Here is a 17,252-nt window from a genome sequence, read left to right on the forward strand (position 1 = left end):
CGCGGGCGCGGATGCGGGGTACGGAGGGAGAACAGCGGCGGACGCCCCGGACATTCCCGATCGACGGGGATCCGCTGCGAGAGGTCTCAGGTGAGGACCGTGGAGAGCGCGGAGGACGCGGCCTCGGCCTCCTCGAGCGTGGCGCCCTCGCCGAAGCTGAACCGCACGGCGGTCCGGGCGACGTCGGGGTCGAGGCCGAGGGCCAGCAGCGCGGGCGAGGGCTCGTCGCGCCCGGCGGCGCACGCCGAGCCGCTCGAGACGACGACGCCGCGCTCCTCCAGCTCGAGGAGCGTCGACTCGCCGCTGCGCCCGGGGACGGCGTACGCGGCGATCGAGGGGAGCCGGTGCGCCGCGGAGCCCAGCGGCACGGCCCGGGGCGCCAGGGCCGCGACCCGCTCGGCGAACGCGTCCCGGACCGCTCCGACCCGCGCCGCGCGGTCCGGATCGAGCAGGCGCACCGCGGTGCCGAGCGCGACCGCGAAGGCCACGTTCTCGGTGCCCGAGCGCCGCTCCCGCTCCTGGCCGCCGCCGTGCAGCAGGGGCTCGAACGGGAGCCGGCTGCGCAGCAGCAGCGCCCCCACGCCCTTCGGCGCCCCGAGCTTGTGCCCCGAGACCGAGACCGCGTCGGCGCCCCAGCCCGCGACGTCCAGCCAGCCGGCGGCCTGGACGGCGTCCACGTGCAGCGGCACGCCGCGCGATCGGCAGAGCGCCGCGATCGCCGGAACGTCCTGCACCGTCCCGATCTCGTTGCTCGCCGCGAGCACCGAGACCAGCGCGGTGTCCGGCCGGACCAGCGCGGCGAGCGCGTCGAGGTCGAGCAGGCCGGTCGCGTCGACGGGGGCCGTCGACACCTCGAAGCCGTGCAGGCGCCGGAGGTGGTCGGCCGACTCGACGGTCGCCTCGTGCTCGAGCGCCGAGATCACCAGGTGCCGTCCGCGCGGCGATCCCAGCGCGAGGCCCTTGACCGCCGTGTTGATCGACTCCGTGCCGCCGGAGGTGAAGAGCGTCTCGGAGGCGCGGCCGCCGAGGAAGCGGGCCACGTGAGCGCGCGCCGCCTCCAGCGCGCGCGCCGCGGCGTCGCCGAGCGAGTGGCTGCTCGACGGATTGCCGTACTCGGCGGTGAGGAACGGCCACATGGCCTCCAGCACCTCGCGGCGCACGGGCGAGGTCGCGGCGTGGTCGAGGTAGATCACTCGACCGCGATGTCCAGGCCGAGGTCGAGCGAGCGGACGCTGTGGGTGAGCGCGCCGACGGAGATCACGTCGACTCCCGCCTCCGCGATCGCGCGCACGGTCGTGAGGTCGACGCCGCCGCTCGCCTCGACCACGGCCCGCCCGCCGATGAGGGCGACGCCCTGGCGGAGCAGCTCGGGGGTGAAGTTGTCGAGCATGATCGTGTCCGCGCCTCCCGCCAGCGCGGGCTCGATCTGGTCGAGCCGGTCGACCTCGACCTCGAGGTGCGCCGTGTGCGGGATCGAGGCGCGCGCCGCCCGCAGGGCCGCGGTCAGGTCGATCCCGCGCGCGGCGAGCACCGCGAGGTGGTTGTCCTTCGCCAGCACCGCGTCCGAGAGCGAGAAGCGGTGGTTGCGGCCGCCGCCGCTGCGGACGGCGTGCCTCTCGAGCGCGCGCAGGCCCGGCGTGGTCTTGCGGGTGTCGACGATGCGGGCGCGCGTCCCCTCCACAGCGGCGACGTACTGCGCCGTCAGGGTGGCGATGCCGCTCATCCGCTGCACGAGGTTGAGCGCGACCCGCTCGCCGCGGAGCACGCCGCCCGCGGGGCCCTCGATCCGGGCGAGGGTCTGCCCGGCCTCGAAGACCGCGCCGTCCTCCACGAGCACCGAGCAGCGGATCCGGGAGTCGACCTGCCGCATCGTGCCGACGAGGACGGCGCCGCCGCTGAAGACGCCGGGCTCGCGGGCCACGAGGGCTGCGCTCGCGGTGGCGTCCGCGGGGAGGAGGGTGTCGGAGGTCAGGTCGCCCCAGGGCGCGTCCTCCTCGAGGGCGAGGGTGACGACGCGGTCGATGCTCTGGCGGGTCAGCACGGAAGGGCCGCCTCTCTGGTGGGGGCGGCGGCGCTCGCCGTCGCGGGGTCGGGGGAGTCGGTGCGGTGGTGGGCGCCGACGGAGTGCGTGCGCGCGAGCGCGGCGTCGATGAGAGCGAGGGCGCAGGTCAGCAGGTTCGCGTCCTCGAGCGTCCTCAGTCCGAGCGGAGCGGGCGAGGCGGAGGCGACGAGCGCGTCGCGCGCCGCTGTGAGCCCCGCCGCGTCCCGGGAGAGGCCGGCTCCCGCCCACATCGCGTCCTGGAGAGCGGTGCGGTCGAGCGTCATCGGGACGACGGCGCGGGGAGGGGCGACCGGGCCGCCGCTCCAGGAGAGGGAGTCGAGGGCGAGCGCCGCGCGGCGCGCGAACACGACGCCCTCGAGCAGGCTGTTGGAGGCGAGGCGGTTCGCGCCGTGGACGCCGGTGCGGGCGACCTCGCCCACTGCGAGCAGCCCGGGGAGGCTGGTGCGCCCGTCCAGGTCGGTCGCGATCCCGCCCATCCAGTAGTGCGCGGCCGGAGTCACGGGCAGCAGGTCGTCGGCGAGCGAGAGCCCGTTCTCGCGGCAGGCCGCCGAGATCGTCGGGAACCTCTTCGCCAGCACCTCGGGGTCGATCGCCCGGGCGTCCAGGTGCACGGGCAGTCCGCCCTGCAGTCGCATCCGCTCCGCGATCGCGCGCGCCACGACGTCGCGCGGCGCCAGCTCGGCCTCGGGGTGCACCCCGGCCAGGAACCGCTCGCCCGCGGAGTCGCGCAGCACCGCGCCCTCGCCGCGCACCGCCTCCGAGACGAGGAAGCCGCCCGGCAGCGCGAGCGTGGTCGGGTGGAACTGGTAGAACTCCAGGTCCGCCGTCTCCGCTCCCACCCGCAGGGCGGCGGCGAGCCCGTCCCCGGTCGCGACGGACGGATTGGTGGTGTGCCGGTAGAGCTGCCCGGCGCCTCCGGTGGCCAGCACGACCGCGTCGGCCGCCAGGCGCTCGAGCACGCCGTCGTGCAGGACGTCGGCGCCCGTGACCGAGCCGCCCTCCCGCACCAGGTCGACCAGGGCGGCGTGCTCGCGCACCTCGACCGACGAGGCCCGCACCGCCGCCACGAGAGCGGCCTCGATCGCGGCGCCCGTCGCGTCGCCGCCGGCGTGCAGGATCCGCGGACGCGAGTGGGCGCCCTCGAGTCCCCGCGCCAGCTCGCCGCCCTCGCGGTCGAAGCCGACGCCCCACTCCTGCAGCACCGCGACCGCCTCCGGCCCCTCGGCGCAGAGCACCTCGACCGCCGAGCGCACGGCGAGGCCCGCACCGGCGGTGAGCGTGTCCTCCACGTGCAGCGCCACGGAGTCGCCCGGCGCCGTGACCGCGGCGATCCCGCCCTGCGCGGCGCGCGTCGACGACTCCGCCAGCGTGCCCTTGGTGACGAGCAGCACCTCGTGGCGGTGCTGCGCCGTCAGCGCGGCGACCAGCCCGGCGATGCCGCTGCCGACGACGACGACCCGCGCCATGTCAGACCGCCGCCGGCCCGGCGGGCGGAACGGCCGCGAGCATCCGCTCGAGGGCGATGCGCGCCTCGGCCTGCACCGACTCCGCGACCTCGATCCGGTTGAGCACCGTCCCCGCGACCAGTCCCTCGAGCACCCAGGCGAGGTAGCCGGGGTGGATGCGGTACATGGTCGAGCAGGGGCAGACCACGTCGTCGAGGCAGAAGATCGTGTGCTGCGGGTACTGGACGGCGAGGCGCTGCACCAGGTTGATCTCGGTGCCGATCGCGAAGGTCGATCCCGCGGGTGCCGCCTGGATCGCCTTCACGATGTAGTCGGTCGAGCCGTACTCGTCGGCCGCGTCGACGACCGCCATCGGGCACTCCGGGTGCACGATCACGCGCACGCCCGGGTGCTCGGCGCGCGCCTTCGCGATCTGGGCCGTCGTGAAGCGCTTGTGCACCGAGCAGAAGCCGTGCCAGAGGATCACCTGCGCGTCCAGGAGCGTCGCAGTGTCGGAGCCGCCCTGCGGCTTCCGCGGGTTCCACATCGGCATCCGCTCCAGCGGCACGCCCATCGCCTTGGCGGTGTTGCGGCCGAGGTGCTGGTCGGGGAAGAACAGCACCCGCTGCCCGCGCGCGAACGCGTCCTCGAGCACGGTCGCCGCGTTCGAGGAGGTGCAGACCACGCCTCCGTTGCGGCCGCAGAACGCCTTCAGCGCGGCGGAGGAGTTCATGTACGTGACCGGGACGAGCGGCACGCGGCCGTCGGCGTCCGGCTCGGTGCCGTAGAGCTCGGTGAGCTCGGCCCAGGCGTCCTCGACGGAGTCGATGTCGGCCATGTCTGCCATCGAGCAGCCGGCCGCCAGGTTCGGGAGGATCACGGCCTGCTCCGGACCGGAGAGGATGTCGGCCGTCTCCGCCATGAAGTGCACGCCGCAGAAGACGATCGCCTCGGCGTCGGGCCGGCTCGTCGCCGCCTTCGCCAGCTGGAACGAGTCGCCCACGTAGTCGGCGTACTGCACCACCTCGTCCCGCTGGTAGAAGTGCCCGAGCACGACGACCCGCTCGCCGAGCGTCTCCTTCGCCGCGAGGATGCGGTGGTGCAGCTCGTCGGCGCTCGCCGTCGTGTACTCCTCCGGCAGACGTCCCTGGACCGGGGCGTCGGCCGGGATCGGGTCGGCCTGGGAGGCGCCGGGCCCGTAGGCGGGCAGGCCGAGGTCGAACGACCAGGGGGCCTCCGCGAGCTCGGGCGCGCAGGTGGCGCCGGGCGCGGAGCCGCCCTCGATGAGCCGGATGGTGCTGTCGACGGATGTCACGGTGTTCTCCTCGTGAGGCGGGTGGGGGAGTCGGGCGGCGCGCTCAGACGGGCAGCGGGCCGTTGTCGACGAGCGCCGCCGACTCGTCGTAGCGGTAGAGGCGCGGGGGACGGTGGCGGGTGCCCGTCAGGCGCTCCCCGGTGGGCACCACGGTGCCGGAGCTCTCGATCGTCCGGCGGAAGTTGGCCGGGTCGAGGGGCTTCTGCAGGACGGCCTCGTGGACCTCCCGCAGTTGGGACAGGGTGAAGGCGCCGCCGAGGAAGGCCTGCGCGATGCGGGAGTACTCCATCTTGTTGCGCAGGCGCCAGAGGGCGTAGTCGACGATCAGTCCGTGGTCGAAGGCGAGCTCGAGCGGCAGATCGGTGCAGAGCCAGGCGACGTTCTCTCCCACGATGGCCTCGTCGGCCTCGGCGGAGCGCACGAGCGCCCAGTAGACGATCGACACGACGCGGTCCTCGCCGGGGGAGCGGTCGGTGCCGCCGACGGCGTAGAGCTGCTCGAGGTAGCGCGGAGCCAGGCCCGTGGTCTCGCGGAGAGTGCGGCGGGCCGACTCGGCGAGGTCCTCGTCCGGATGCAGCGGTCCGCCGGGCAGTGCCCAGAGTCCCTCGAACGGCTCGCGGATGCGCCGGACGACGGGGATCCAGACGGTGCTCGCTCCGGTCTCCGGGTGCGGCCGCAGGGCGAAGATCACCGTCGACACGGCGAGCTGCACGTCCGGCATCCGGTGCCCCCTACTAAGAGTCGCACCGACTGTAAGTGCTGAGATCACCTTAGTGTCACGAACACCTGAACACCTAGCGGAAGAGGCGACACGCCGCGCAGGGTCCGCCCTCACCGCTAGGCTGACCGCACAACCGAATACCGGGCCGCAATACGCGACGCGGGAGAGCCGACTCCGGTCGGCACCGAAGGAGCAAGCCTCCCCGCCAATCTCTCAGGTCTTGTACCGCGTCGAACTGGCCACTCTGGAAAGCGATCCGCTCGGATCCGCCCATGGTGAAAGCGCTCGACCCCTCGGGGCGGCGCGAATCTCTCAGGCTCCACGACAGAGGGGGAGTTCCCACGGCACTGCTGTGCTCTGCCGCGAACGCGGCGCGAGTCCAGCACTGCGACGAAATGGAGAACTCATGTCCGAGACCCCGACGACCAGCCCCGAAGCCCGCTACTCGCCCCTGCACGAGGTGCACGTCGCCGCCGGCGCGTCCTTCACCGACTTCGCCGGGTGGCAGATGCCGGTCCGCTACTCCGGCGATCTCGCCGAGCACCACGCCGTGCGCACCGCCGCCGGCCTCTTCGACCTCTCGCACATGGCCGAGATCCTCGTCGTCGGCCCCGAGGCGGTCGACGCCCTCGACTACGCGCTGGCGAGCGACATCTCGGCCGTCGCCGCCGGCCGCGCGAAGTACACCCTTCTCCTGGAGCGCACGGGCGGCGTGATCGACGACCTCGTCGTCTACCGCACGGGCGAGGACCGCTTCATGGTCGTCGCGAACGCGGCCAACCGGCACATCGTCGTCGAGACGCTCCGCGACCGCACCGCGATGTTCGAGTGCGAGCTGTTCGACGAGAGCGACGACGTCGCCCTCATCGCGCTGCAGGGCCCGCGCTCGCTCGAGATCCTGCAGAACGTCCAGGGCCTCGCCGTCGAGACCGAGCGGGGAGCGGAGTCGGTGCTCGACACGGACGACGCCGCCCGCCTGCTCGCGGAGCTGCGCTACTACCGCGCCGTGCCCGCGACCTTCGAGGCGCACCCGATCCTGATCGCGCGCACCGGGTACACAGGCGAGGACGGCTTCGAGATCTACGTCTCGCCCGACTCCGCTCCCACGCTCTGGCAGGCTCTCGCCGAGACCGGCGCCGGAGCGGGCCTCGTCCCCGCCGGCCTCGCCGCCCGCGACACCCTCCGCCTCGAGGCGGGCATGCCGCTCTACGGCCACGAACTCTCCCGCGACGTCTTCCCCGCACAGGCCGGCCTCGGCCGCGTCGTCGCCTTCGGGAAGCCGATCGACTTCGTCGGCCGCGCGGCCAGCGAGGAGGGTCCCTCCGGAGACGCTCCCGTGCTCGTCGGGCTCGTCGGCGAGGGCCGCCGCGCCGCCCGTGCCGACTACACCGTCCTCTCCGGCGACGACGAGGTCGGAGTGGTCACCAGCGGCGTCCTCTCGCCGACCCTGGGCGTCCCGATCGCGATGGCCTACGTCGCCCCCGCCTCCGCGCAGCCCGGGACGGCGCTCGCCGTCGACATCCGCGGCACGCGCCTCCCGATGACCGTCACCGAGCTCCCCTTCTACTCGAGAAAGAAGAACTGACATGGCCGTGCCCACCGAGCTGCAGTACACCTCCGACCACGAGTGGATCCGGGTCGACGGAGAGGTCGCGACCGTCGGCATCACCGCATACGCCGCGGACAAGCTGGGCGACGTCGTCTTCGTCGAGCTCCCCGAGGCGGGAGCCCGCGTCGAGGGCGGCAGCGTCGTCGGCGAGATCGAGTCGACCAAGTCGGTGGGCGAGCTGTTCGCCCCCGTCGACGGCGAGGTCCTCGAGGCCAACACGGCCGTCGTCGACAGCCCCGAGCTCGTCAACTCCGACCCGTTCGGCGAGGGGTGGCTGATCCGGGTCCGCTTCGACGCCCTGCCCGACGGCCTCCTCGACTCCGCCGCCTACACCGAGCTGGTCGGCGAGTAGATGGCGGCCACCAGGACCCCCGGCGCCTTCGAGTCCCGCCACATCGGGACCGACGCCGACGCGCAGCGCACCATGCTCGCGGCTCTCGGCTACGACTCCGTGGAGGAGCTCGTCACCGCCGCCGTCCCCGAGTCGATCCACGTCCGCGACCTCCCGCAGGTGCTGCCCGCTCCGGCCACCGAGACGGAGGCGCTCGCCGAGCTGCGCGCCCTCGCCGCGAGGAACGCGGAGCGTCGGCCGATGATCGGCCTCGGCTACTACGGCACGCACACCCCCGCCGTGATCAAGCGCAACGTGCTCGAGAACCCCAGCTGGTACACGGCCTACACGCCGTACCAGCCCGAGATCTCGCAGGGGCGCCTGGAGGCGCTGATCAACTTCCAGACGATGGTCTCCGACCTCACCGGCCTCGACACGGCCGGCGCGTCGATGCTCGACGAGGGTACGGCCGTCGTCGAGGCGATGCTGCTCGCGCGCCGCGCCTCGAAGGCGCGCACCGACGTCTTCGTCGTCGACTCCGACGCTCTCCCGCAGACCCTCGCGCTGCTGCGCGGCCGCGCGGAGGCCGTCGGCATCCGCATCGTCGAGCTCCCGCTCTCGCGCACCGCCGCGGAGGAGGTGCCGGAGTGCTTCGGCGCCCTCGTGCAGTACCCCGGCGCGTCCGGGCACCTCTGGGACCCGTCGGCGGTGCTCGCCGCGGTGAAGGCCCACGGCGGCCTGGCCGTCGTCGCCGCCGACCTGCTCGCGCTGACCCTGGTGCGCTCGCCGGGCGAGCTCGGCGCGGACGTCGCGGTCGGCACCACGCAGCGCTTCGGCGTCCCGCTGGGCTTCGGAGGACCGCACGCCGGCTACCTCGCCGTCCGCAAGGGACTCGAGCGCCAGCTGCCCGGCCGCCTCGTCGGCGTCAGCCAGGACGCGGACGGCCACCCCGCCTACCGCCTGTCCCTCCAGGCCCGCGAGCAGCACATCCGCCGCGAGAAGGCGACCTCGAACATCTGCACCGCGCAGGTCCTCCTGGCGGTCATGGCGGCGATGTACGCGGTCTACCACGGGCCGGACGGGCTCGCCGCGATCGCCGAGCGCGTGCACGGCCGGGCCGCGCTCCTCGCGCGCCTCCTCCTCGACCGGGGCCACTCCCTCCGGCACGCCGACTTCTTCGACACCGTCTCGGTCGTCGTGCCCGGCGGCGCGGAGGCGGCGGTCGCCCGCGCCCGCCAGGCCGGCTTCGACGTGCGCCTGGTCGACGCCGACACGGTCTCGGTGTCGATCGACGAGACGGTCACCGACCTCGAGGTGATCGCCGTCGCGACCGCCGTCGGGCAGCTGGACTCGTCGTTCGGCTTCCTCAGCGGCTCCGCGCGGAGCATCCCCGCCGAGCTCGACCGCCGCACGCCGTTCCTCGTGCACCCGGTCTTCAGCAGCCACCACAGCGAGACCTCGATGATGCGCTACCTCAAGCGCCTCGCCGACTCGGACTACGCGCTGGACCGCGGCATGATCCCGCTCGGCTCCTGCACCATGAAGCTCAACGCCGCCACCGAGATGGAGGCGGTCAGCTGGCCCCAGTTCGCGGACCTGCACCCGTTCGCCCCCGAGGCGGACGTGCAGGGCTCCCTGGCGCTGATCGACCAGCTGGAGGGGTGGCTCGCCCACCTCACCGGCTACGACTCCGTGTCGCTCCAGCCCAACGCCGGCTCGCAGGGCGAGCTCGCGGGCCTGCTGGCGATCCGCGGCTGGCACCGGTCGAACGGCGACGAGGACCGCACGGTCTGCCTGATCCCCTCGAGCGCCCACGGCACCAACGCCGCGAGCGCGGTCCTCGCCGGCATGCGCGTCGTCGTCGTGGCCTGCGACGAGCTCGGCAACGTCGACCTGGACGACCTCCGGGCGAAGATCGCCGAGCACGCGGGCTCCCTCGCCGCGCTGATGATCACCTACCCGTCGACCCACGGCGTCTACGAGCACGAGGTCGACGAGATCTGCCGCCTCATCCACGAGGCCGGCGGACAGGTTTACGTGGACGGCGCGAACCTCAACGCACTCCTCGGCTTCGCCCGCTTCGGAGACTTCGGCGGCGACGTCTCGCACCTCAACCTGCACAAGACGTTCTGCATCCCGCACGGCGGAGGCGGTCCCGGCGTCGGTCCCGTCGCCGCGAAGGCGCACCTCGCGCCGTTCCTGCCCGGCCACCCGCTCGCGCAGCGGCTCGAGCACGGCGTGGGCACGCAGGGCGAGCGGATCGTCCACGGCGGCGCGCCGGTGTCGGCAGCTCCCTACGGCAGCCCCGGCATCCTGCCGATCTCGTGGGCGTACGCCCGGATGATGGGCGAGGAGGGCCTGCGGGCCGCGACCGGGGCGGCCGTCCTCTCGGCCAACTACGTCGCCGCGCGCCTCCGCGAGCACTACCCGGTGCTCTACACGGGGGACAACGGGCTCGTCGCCCACGAGTGCATCCTCGACATCCGCCCGCTGACGGCGGCGACAGGAGTGACCGTGGACGACGTCGCCAAGCGCCTCGTCGACTACGGCTTCCACGCCCCGACCATGAGCTTCCCCGTCGCCGGGACCCTGATGGTCGAGCCGACGGAGAGCGAGGACCTCGCCGAGATCGACCGCTTCATCGACGCGATGATCGGGATCCGGGCCGAGGCCGACCGCGTCGGCGCGGGGGAGTGGCCGGTGGACGACAACCCGCTGCGCGGCGCCCCGCACACCGCGGAGTGCCTGACGGCCGAGGAGTGGACGCACCCCTACAGCCGCGAGCAGGCCGTCTACCCGGTCCGCTCGCTGGTGCGCGGCAAGTACTGGCCGCCGGTCCGACGGATCGACCAGGCCTACGGCGACCGCAACCTCGTCTGCGCCTGCCCGCCCATCGAGGCCTTCGCCTGATCCGCCCGCACGCGCTCGTTTGCAACCGAGGGTGAGAGAGCAGGAACGGAGCACCGAGCCCGTCCTCGGCTCTCCGACCCTCGGTTGCGGGCACCGTCGGTCCCGCACAGGCGCGGAGTGGGGCGCAGTCCTCCCGATCCGGGGGGAACGGCGCACGGCGACTCCGATGCACGAGGGAGCCCGACCGTGTGGAACGCGTGGTGGAGGTGCCGGCAGGGCTCGACGGAGTCGCGACGAGCGAGCAGCTCCACCGTGCGGGCGTCACGCCGCGGCAGTGGAGAGCCGCGGCGCGGTCCTGCGGCTCCTCGGATGCGATCGGTCCGTCGTCACGGCCGCGGAGCCGGCGGCGCGAACAGCTCGGGCCAGAGGGCGACGGCCAGCGGGTAGCCGACGAACGAGACGATGTCGATGATCGAGTGGGCGATCACCAGGGGCAGGGTGCGTCCGAAGCGCTGGTAGAACAGTCCGAACACCAGGCCCATGACCACGTTCCCGATGAAGGGCCCGATGCCCTGGTACAGGTGGTAGCTGCCCCGGAGCAGCGCACTGGTCACCAGGATCCGCCACCGCCCCCAGCCCAGATCGCCCAGGCGGGCGAAGAGGTACCCGATCACGACGACCTCCTCCTGCACTCCCGCCCGGATCGCGGAGAGCACGAGCACCGGCACCGTCCACCAGTACGCGTCCAGCGGCGAGGCCACCACCGCCACGGTGATGCCCAGCGCGCGTCCGACGGCGTACAGCGCGATGCCCGGCGCGCCGATCGCCACCGCGAAGACGGTCCCGGTCCCCAGGTCCGCGAACGGCCGGCGCAGGTCGAGCCCCAGGCGCCCGAGCGGACGGCCCGAGCTCTGCCAGAGCAGGAACGCGCAGAGGGCCACCGGCACCAGGTCGAAGAAGAGCGCGAGCAGCTGGTAGACGAGGTCGAAGCCCGGGCGGTCGCTGAGGGCGCCGTTGATCGTCGCGGTCTGGTCGGCCAGTGCGGTCGAGCGGGTGAGCCGGTTGGCGATGGAGACCACCGAGTAGACCGCGGAGGCGCCCAGCGAGAGCCCGAGGACCAGCAGGATCTCGATGCGGATCCGGCGCCGTCCGGGCGCGGATCCTGACAGGTCGGTGGACACTCCGTGCGTCTCCTCTGAAGTCGATGTGTTGCGCGACGGCCGCCCGGTACGCACGTTTCGTGCAGAACAGCGCAAGGATTCCACCTCCCGGTTACCGCTGTGTAACGGTTGCCACATGCTTTTGTGCAGATAGCGGGCGAATACATAGTCTCGTTGAAGGCATCCGCGCGACGGCCACCAGTCTCGTGCGCCGCCGCCGTCGCCACGCGCACGGCACTCCACGCGTCAGGGAAACCACTTCTCGCGCGCCCCCACATCACTGGAGGAATAGTGAACATCAGACGTTACGGATTCGGGGCTCTGGCGCTCGTCGCCGCGAGCACGCTGGTCCTGGCCGGCTGCAGCAGCTCGAACGACTCGGGCGGAGGTGCATCGGGAGGGGACGCCGCCGCGATCATCTCCACGAACGGCTCCGAGCCGCAGAACCCGCTGATCCCGACGAACACCAACGAGGTGGGCGGCGGCAAGATCCTCGACGAGATCTTCGCGGGCCTGGTCTACTACGACGCCAAGGGCGCCCCCGAGAACGACGTCGCCGAGTCCATCGAGTCGGACGACGCGCAGAACTACACGATCAAAATCAAGTCGGGCCTGACCTTCACGAACGGCGACCCGGTCACCTCCAGCTCGTTCATCGACGCCTGGAACTACGGCGCCAAGCTGTCGAACAACCAGCTCAGCGCGTCGTTCTTCTCGAACTTCGAGGGCTTCAGCGACACCGAGGACAGCGAGCTCACCGGCCTCAAGGCCGTGGACGACACCACCTTCACCGTCGCGCTCAAGTCCCCCCAGTCGGACTTCCCGATCAGCCTCGGCTACTCGGCGTACTACCCGCTGCCCGCCGCCGCGTTCGACGACATGGCCGCCTTCGGTGAGAACCCGATCGGCAACGGCCCGTACAAGCTCGACGGCGACGACGCGTGGCAGCACGACGTCCAGATCGAGCTCGTCAAGAACGACGAGTACACCGGCCCCCGCGAGGCCCAGAACGGCGGCCTGAAGATCGTCTTCTACGCCACCCAGGACGCCTCCTACGCCGACCTCCTCGGCGGCAACGTCGACGTGATCGACCAGATCCCGGACTCCGCCTTCGGCACCTTCGAGAGCGACCTCGGCGACCGCGCCGTGAACCAGCCCTCGGCCGTGTTCCAGTCCTTCACCATCCCGGGCCGTCTCCCGCACTTCGACGGCGAGGAGGGCCAGCTCCGCCGCCAGGCGATCTCGATGTCCTTCGACCGCAAGGAGATCACCGACGTGATCTTCGAGGGCACCCGCACCCCGGCCTCCGACTTCACCTCCCCGGTGATCGACGGCTACAGCGACGCCCTCTCCGGCGCCGACGTGCTCGAGTACAACCCCGACGAGGCCAAGGCGCTGTGGGCTCAGGCCGACGCGATCAGCCCCTGGGACGGCACCTTCAAGATCGCCTACAACGCCGACGGCGGCCACCAGGGCTGGGTCGACGCGGTGACCAACTCGATCAAGAACACGCTGGGCATCGACGCCGAGGGCGACGCGTACCCGACCTTCGCCGAGGCGCGCACCAAGATCGTCGACCGCTCGATCGAGACCGCGTTCCGCACCGGATGGCAGGCCGACTACCCGAGCCTCTACAACTTCCTCGGACCGCTCTACGTGACCGGCGCCTCGTCCAACGACGGCGACTACTCGAACCCCGAGTTCGACACCCTGCTCCAGCAGGGCCTGTCGGACGCCGACGCCGACGCTGCGAACACGACGTTCCAGCAGGCCCAGGAGATCCTCCTGAAGGACCTCCCGTCGCTGCCCCTGTGGTACGCGAACGTGACCGGCGGCTACGGCGAGGGCGTGTCGAACGTCGAGTTCGGCTGGAACTCGGTGCCGCTCTACTACGAGATCACCAAGAACTAAGCTCGAACCACTGGGGCGCTTCGCCCGTGCCGTCGGCCACCAGGTCACGGCACGGGCGGAGCGCCCTGTTTCGGTCACAATCGAATGAGGTCCCCATCCATGCGACTCCGGAACCGGCTGGGCTGACATGCTCGCCTACATCGTCCGACGCATCCTGCAAGCCGTCCCCGTGCTCATCGGCACCACGTTCCTCATCTACTTCATGGTCTTCTCCATGCCGGGGAACCCGCTCCTGTCGCTCTTCGGTGACAAGACGCCGAGCCCCGCACTCCTCGCCCGTCTCGAGGAGCAGTACCACCTGAACGAGCCCTTCTTCGTCCAGTACCTGTACTACCTGGGAGGCGTCGTCCGCGGCGACTTCGGCATCTCGTTCTCCGGCCAGTCCGTCAACGAGATCCTCGCCCGCACCTTCCCGGTCACCCTGACGCTCGCCATGATGGCGATCGTCATCGAGATCGTCGTCGCGCTGACCATCGGTCTCATCAGCGGTCTGCGCAAGGGCAGCTTCTTCGACGCGAGCGCGCTGGTCGTCAGCCTCCTGCTCGTGTCGGTGCCGATCTTCGTGCTCTGCTTCATCGCGCAGTCCTTCTTCGCGATCCAGCTGGGATGGTTCCCTCCGACCGTCGGAGCCGACGCGTCGTTCCAGAGGCTGCTGCTGCCCGCGATCGTGCTCGCCCTCTTCGTGGTCGCCTCGGCCATCCGCCTCACGCGCGGCTCGGTCATCGAGACGGCCGGCTCGGACTTCGTCCGCACCGCGTACAGCAAGGGGCTCTCGCGACGCCGCGTCATCCCCGTGCACGTCCTGCGCAACTCGCTCATCCCGGTCACGACGCAGTTCGGAGCCGACTTCGGCCTCCTGATCGTCGGCGCGACCGTGACCGAGGGCATCTTCAACGTTCCCGGAGTCGGGAACACGCTCTATCAGGCGATCATCCGAGGTGAGCGGCCGACCGTCGTCTCCTTCGTCACGGTCATGGTGCTGTTCTACCTCGTGGTGAACATCCTCGTCGACCTGCTCTACGCCGTACTCGACCCGAGGATCCGCTATGCCAAATGAGTCCACCGGCGGCGCGCAGAAGGCCCGCCGCATCGACCACTTCGTGGCCCCGCTCGAGGAGACGCCGATCGCGTCGGTCGACGCCGTCAGCCTCGACGAGAAGCCCAGCAACCTCTGGACCGACGCGTGGCGCGACCTGCGCAAGCGGCCCATGTTCTGGATCTCGGGCGTCCTGATCCTCGTCATCATCGCCGTCGCGCTGTTCCCGGGCCTGTTCACCTCGGTGGACCCCCGCCAGTGCGCGCTCTCGTTCAGCAACCAGGGCCCCGGCGACGGCAGCCTGCTCGGCTACACCAAGCAGGGCTGCGACGTCTTCTCGCGGATCATCCACGGCACGTCCACGTCGCTGACCGTCGGCCTCATCGTGATCGTGATCACGACGGTCTCCGGCGTCATCGGCGGCGCTCTGGCCGGCTTCTTCGGCGGCTGGGTCGACACCGTGATCATGCGCCTCGGCGACATCTTCTTCTCGATCCCCTACATCCTCGCCGCGGTCGTCATCATGTCCGTCTTCTCGGCCTACCGGAACGTGTTCGTCATCGCCCTGGCGATCGGCGCGTTCGCCTGGCCGACGACGGCGCGCGTCCTGCGCTCCGAGGTCCTCCGCGTGAAGCAGGCCGACTTCGTCGGCGCCGCCACCGCGACCGGCCTCTCCCGCATGGCGATCCTGTTCCGGCACGTGCTGCCTAACTCGATCGCTCCCGTCATCGTCGTCACGACGATCTCGCTCGGCGCGGCCATCACCGCGGAGGCGACGCTGTCGTTCCTCGGCGTCGGCCTGCCCGGCTCGGTCATGTCGTGGGGCAACGACATTAGCCAGGCCCAGCGCGATCTGCGCACCAACCCGCAGACGCTGATCTACCCGTCGATCGCCCTGACGGTCACGGTGCTGAGCTTCATCCTCCTCGGCGAATCGCTCCGCGACGCGCTCGACCCGAAGGCGAGGGCCCTCCGATGACCGCCACGACACCGAACGCACCGCACGGGCCGCTGCTCGAGGTCACCGACCTCGAGGTCGGCTTCCAGACCGGCAGCGGACTGGTCCCCGCCCTCCGCGGCGTGAGCCTCACGATCGAGCACGGCCAGACCGTCGCGATCGTGGGGGAGTCGGGCTCCGGCAAGTCGACGACCGCCGCCGCGATCATCGGCCTGCTCCCCGGCACCGGCCAGGTCACCGCCGGCTCCGTGCTGTTCGACGGCAAGGACCTCGCGAAGGCGACGAGGACCGAGCTCGAGGACATCCGCGGCCGCCGGATCGGCTACGTCCCGCAGGACCCGATGTCGAACCTGAACCCCGTGTGGTCGGTCGGCTTCCAGGTCGAGGAGACCATCAAGGCCAACGGCCTCGCGACCGGTCGCAAGGAGGTGCGCGCCAAGGCGATCGAGGTCCTGCAGAACGCGGGCCTCGCCGACGCGGAGAAGCGCCTCAAGCAGTTCCCGCACCAGTTCTCGGGCGGCATGCGCCAGCGCGTGCTGATCGGCATCGGCCTGGCCGCGGCTCCCCAGTTGCTGATCGCCGACGAGCCCACCTCGGCGCTCGACGTCACGGTCCAGCGCCGGATCCTCGACCACCTCGAGACTCTGACGAAGACCGACGGCACCGCGCTGCTCTTCATCACGCACGACCTGGGCCTCGCCGCCGAGCGCGCCGAGAAGCTCATCGTCATGTACAAGGGCCGCATCGTCGAGTCCGGCGCCTCGGTGGAGGTGCTGCAGAACCCGCAGCACCCCTACACGCAGCGCCTGATCGCGGCGGCGCCCAGCCTCGCGTCGCGCCGCATCCAGTCGACGGCCGGCCGGGCCGTGGAGTCGGTCCCCGGCGAGTCGGAGGCCGTCCGCGAGGTCGACCTGGTCGGCGCGGGCGCCGCGCACCACGCCGGCGCGGTCGCCTCGGGCGCCCCGATGATCGAGGTCGACGGCCTCACCAAGGTCTTCAAGATCCGCCGCGGCGGCCTGAAGGCCGAGGACTTCACCGCCGTCGACAACGTGTCGTTCTCGATCCCGAAGGGCACCACCACGGCGCTCGTGGGCGAGTCCGGATCGGGCAAGTCGACGATCGCCCGCCTGGTGCTGGGCCTCGAGACGGCGACGTCCGGAGCGATCTCGATCGCCGGCCGAAGGACCGAGAAGCTCAAGGGCCGCGACATGCTGGCGCTCCGGCGCTCCATGCAGCCGGTGTTCCAGGACCCGTACGGCTCGCTCGACCCGCTGCACAACATCGGCAACACCATCTCGGAGCCGCTGCGGGTGCACAAGGTCGGCGACCGGACGTCGCAGCGCGAGCGCGTCCTCGAGCTGCTCGACCAGGTGTCCCTCCCGCGCGTGATCGCGAGCCGGTACCCGAACGAGCTCTCCGGCGGCCAGCGCCAGCGCGTGGCGATCGCCCGCGCGCTCGCGCTGAAGCCGGAGATCGTGGTGCTCGACGAGGCCGTGTCGGCTCTGGACGTCCTCGTCCAGGCGCAGATCCTCCGCCTCCTCGCCGACCTGCAGGCCGAGCTCGGGCTGACCTACCTGTTCATCACGCACGACCTGGCGGTGGTCCGCGTGATCGCCGACGACGTCTGCGTGATGCAGAAGGGCAGGATCGTCGAGCACGCCCCGACGGACACCGTGTTCGACTCGCCGCAGCAGGAGTACACCCGCGAGCTGCTCGACGCCATCCCCGGCGCCGGCATCGAGTTCGCGGTCTGACCGACCGTCACCTGGGCCCCGGCCCCGCCTGGAGCGCTCCTCGGAGCCCTCCGGAGCGGGGATCCGGGGCCCTTCGCCGTGTGGACGCCTCGCTGCGGTA

The 17,252-nt window shown here is 71.7% G+C and carries 13 protein-coding genes and 1 riboswitch; of the genes, 7 read left to right on the forward strand and 6 right to left on the reverse strand.

Features of this window, described 5'->3' with window-relative positions; all coding sequences use genetic code 11:
* Positions 1-86: 86 nt before the first annotated feature.
* The 5 genes from C5C99_RS07325 to C5C99_RS07345 are packed head-to-tail and all read right to left on the reverse strand — an operon-like array spanning position 87 to position 5,543.
* Positions 87-1,193 (reverse strand): cysteine desulfurase family protein, encoded by a 1,107-nt coding sequence (locus C5C99_RS07325; RefSeq protein WP_104246615.1) that lies wholly within the window; start codon positions 1,191-1,193, stop codon positions 87-89.
* Positions 1,190-2,041, reverse strand: coding sequence for a carboxylating nicotinate-nucleotide diphosphorylase (nadC, locus tag C5C99_RS07330; protein ID WP_104237538.1), 852 nt, complete (start codon positions 2,039-2,041; stop codon positions 1,190-1,192). Before nadC ends, C5C99_RS07325 begins: the two co-directional genes overlap by 4 nt.
* Positions 2,035-3,528 (reverse strand): L-aspartate oxidase, encoded by a 1,494-nt coding sequence (nadB, locus tag C5C99_RS07335; RefSeq protein WP_104246614.1) that lies wholly within the window; start codon positions 3,526-3,528, stop codon positions 2,035-2,037. The genes nadC and nadB overlap by 7 nt, the downstream gene beginning before the upstream one ends.
* 1 nt (position 3,529) lies before the next feature.
* Positions 3,530-4,822: a quinolinate synthase NadA gene (nadA, locus tag C5C99_RS07340; protein WP_104222968.1), complete on the reverse strand. Its 1,293-nt coding sequence runs from the start codon at positions 4,820-4,822 to the stop codon at positions 3,530-3,532.
* Between the two features lie 43 nt (positions 4,823-4,865).
* Positions 4,866-5,543 carry an NUDIX domain-containing protein gene (locus tag C5C99_RS07345; RefSeq protein ID WP_104222969.1) on the reverse strand — a complete coding sequence of 226 codons (678 nt, stop codon included), beginning with the start codon at positions 5,541-5,543 and terminating at the stop codon, positions 4,866-4,868.
* A gap of 150 nt (positions 5,544-5,693) precedes the next feature.
* Positions 5,694-5,781, forward strand: a riboswitch (glycine riboswitch).
* 168 nt (positions 5,782-5,949) lie between these two features.
* On the opposite strand from C5C99_RS07345, the gene gcvT reads away from it, so the two are divergent.
* From gcvT to gcvP, 3 genes are read left to right on the forward strand one after another with little or no spacing between them, the layout of a single operon-like run.
* The gene (gene gcvT, locus C5C99_RS07350) at positions 5,950-7,128 is read left to right on the forward strand and encodes a glycine cleavage system aminomethyltransferase GcvT (RefSeq protein ID WP_104222970.1); all 1,179 of its coding nucleotides are present in this window, start codon (positions 5,950-5,952) and stop codon (positions 7,126-7,128) included.
* 1 nt (position 7,129) lies between these two features.
* Positions 7,130-7,504: a glycine cleavage system protein GcvH gene (gene gcvH / locus C5C99_RS07355; RefSeq protein WP_104237541.1), complete on the forward strand. Its 375-nt coding sequence runs from the start codon at positions 7,130-7,132 to the stop codon at positions 7,502-7,504.
* The gene (gene gcvP, locus C5C99_RS07360) at positions 7,505-10,393 is read left to right on the forward strand and encodes an aminomethyl-transferring glycine dehydrogenase (protein ID WP_104339855.1); all 2,889 of its coding nucleotides are present in this window, start codon (positions 7,505-7,507) and stop codon (positions 10,391-10,393) included.
* Between the two features lie 326 nt (positions 10,394-10,719).
* Here the strand turns inward: gcvP and C5C99_RS07365 are convergent, their stop codons facing one another.
* Positions 10,720-11,514, reverse strand: coding sequence for a CPBP family intramembrane glutamic endopeptidase (locus C5C99_RS07365; RefSeq protein WP_258063660.1), 795 nt, complete (start codon positions 11,512-11,514; stop codon positions 10,720-10,722).
* A 270-nt stretch (positions 11,515-11,784) separates the two neighbouring features.
* Here C5C99_RS07365 and C5C99_RS07370 point away from each other — a divergent pair, with 270 nt between their 5' ends.
* From C5C99_RS07370 to C5C99_RS07385, 4 genes are all read left to right on the forward strand, one after another.
* On the forward strand, positions 11,785-13,404 hold the full coding sequence (locus C5C99_RS07370) for an ABC transporter substrate-binding protein (RefSeq protein ID WP_104260131.1): 1,620 nt from the start codon (positions 11,785-11,787) through the stop codon (positions 13,402-13,404).
* 127 nt (positions 13,405-13,531) lie between these two features.
* Entirely contained in the window at positions 13,532-14,461 is a 930-nt protein-coding gene (locus tag C5C99_RS07375) for an ABC transporter permease (protein WP_104222975.1), read from the forward strand.
* Entirely contained in the window at positions 14,451-15,419 is a 969-nt protein-coding gene (locus tag C5C99_RS07380; protein WP_104222976.1) for an ABC transporter permease, read from the forward strand. Before C5C99_RS07375 ends, C5C99_RS07380 begins: the two co-directional genes overlap by 11 nt.
* The gene (locus tag C5C99_RS07385; protein WP_104225543.1) at positions 15,416-17,152 is read left to right on the forward strand and encodes an ABC transporter ATP-binding protein; all 1,737 of its coding nucleotides are present in this window, start codon (positions 15,416-15,418) and stop codon (positions 17,150-17,152) included. Before C5C99_RS07380 ends, C5C99_RS07385 begins: the two co-directional genes overlap by 4 nt.
* Positions 17,153-17,252 lie beyond the last annotated feature (100 nt).

It is taken from the genome of Rathayibacter sp. AY1C4, assembly GCF_002932195.1.
GTDB lineage: Bacteria > Actinomycetota > Actinomycetes > Actinomycetales > Microbacteriaceae > Rathayibacter.

Excerpts from the sequence above, each read along its gene's own strand:
- gcvT (WP_104222970.1), top strand. The coding sequence starts at position 5,950 with ATGTCCGAGACCCCGACGACCAGCCCCGAAGCCCGCTACTCGCCCCTG.
- C5C99_RS07375 (WP_104222975.1), top strand. The coding sequence starts at position 13,532 with ATGCTCGCCTACATCGTCCGACGCATCCTGCAAGCCGTCCCCGTGCTC.
- C5C99_RS07385 (WP_104225543.1), top strand. The coding sequence starts at position 15,416 with ATGACCGCCACGACACCGAACGCACCGCACGGGCCGCTGCTCGAGGTC.
- C5C99_RS07345 (WP_104222969.1), bottom strand. The coding sequence starts at position 5,543 with ATGCCGGACGTGCAGCTCGCCGTGTCGACGGTGATCTTCGCCCTGCGG.
- gcvP (WP_104339855.1), top strand. The coding sequence starts at position 7,505 with ATGGCGGCCACCAGGACCCCCGGCGCCTTCGAGTCCCGCCACATCGGG.
- gcvH (WP_104237541.1), top strand. The coding sequence starts at position 7,130 with ATGGCCGTGCCCACCGAGCTGCAGTACACCTCCGACCACGAGTGGATC.
- nadB (WP_104246614.1), bottom strand. The coding sequence starts at position 3,528 with ATGGCGCGGGTCGTCGTCGTCGGCAGCGGCATCGCCGGGCTGGTCGCC.
- C5C99_RS07380 (WP_104222976.1), top strand. The coding sequence starts at position 14,451 with ATGCCAAATGAGTCCACCGGCGGCGCGCAGAAGGCCCGCCGCATCGAC.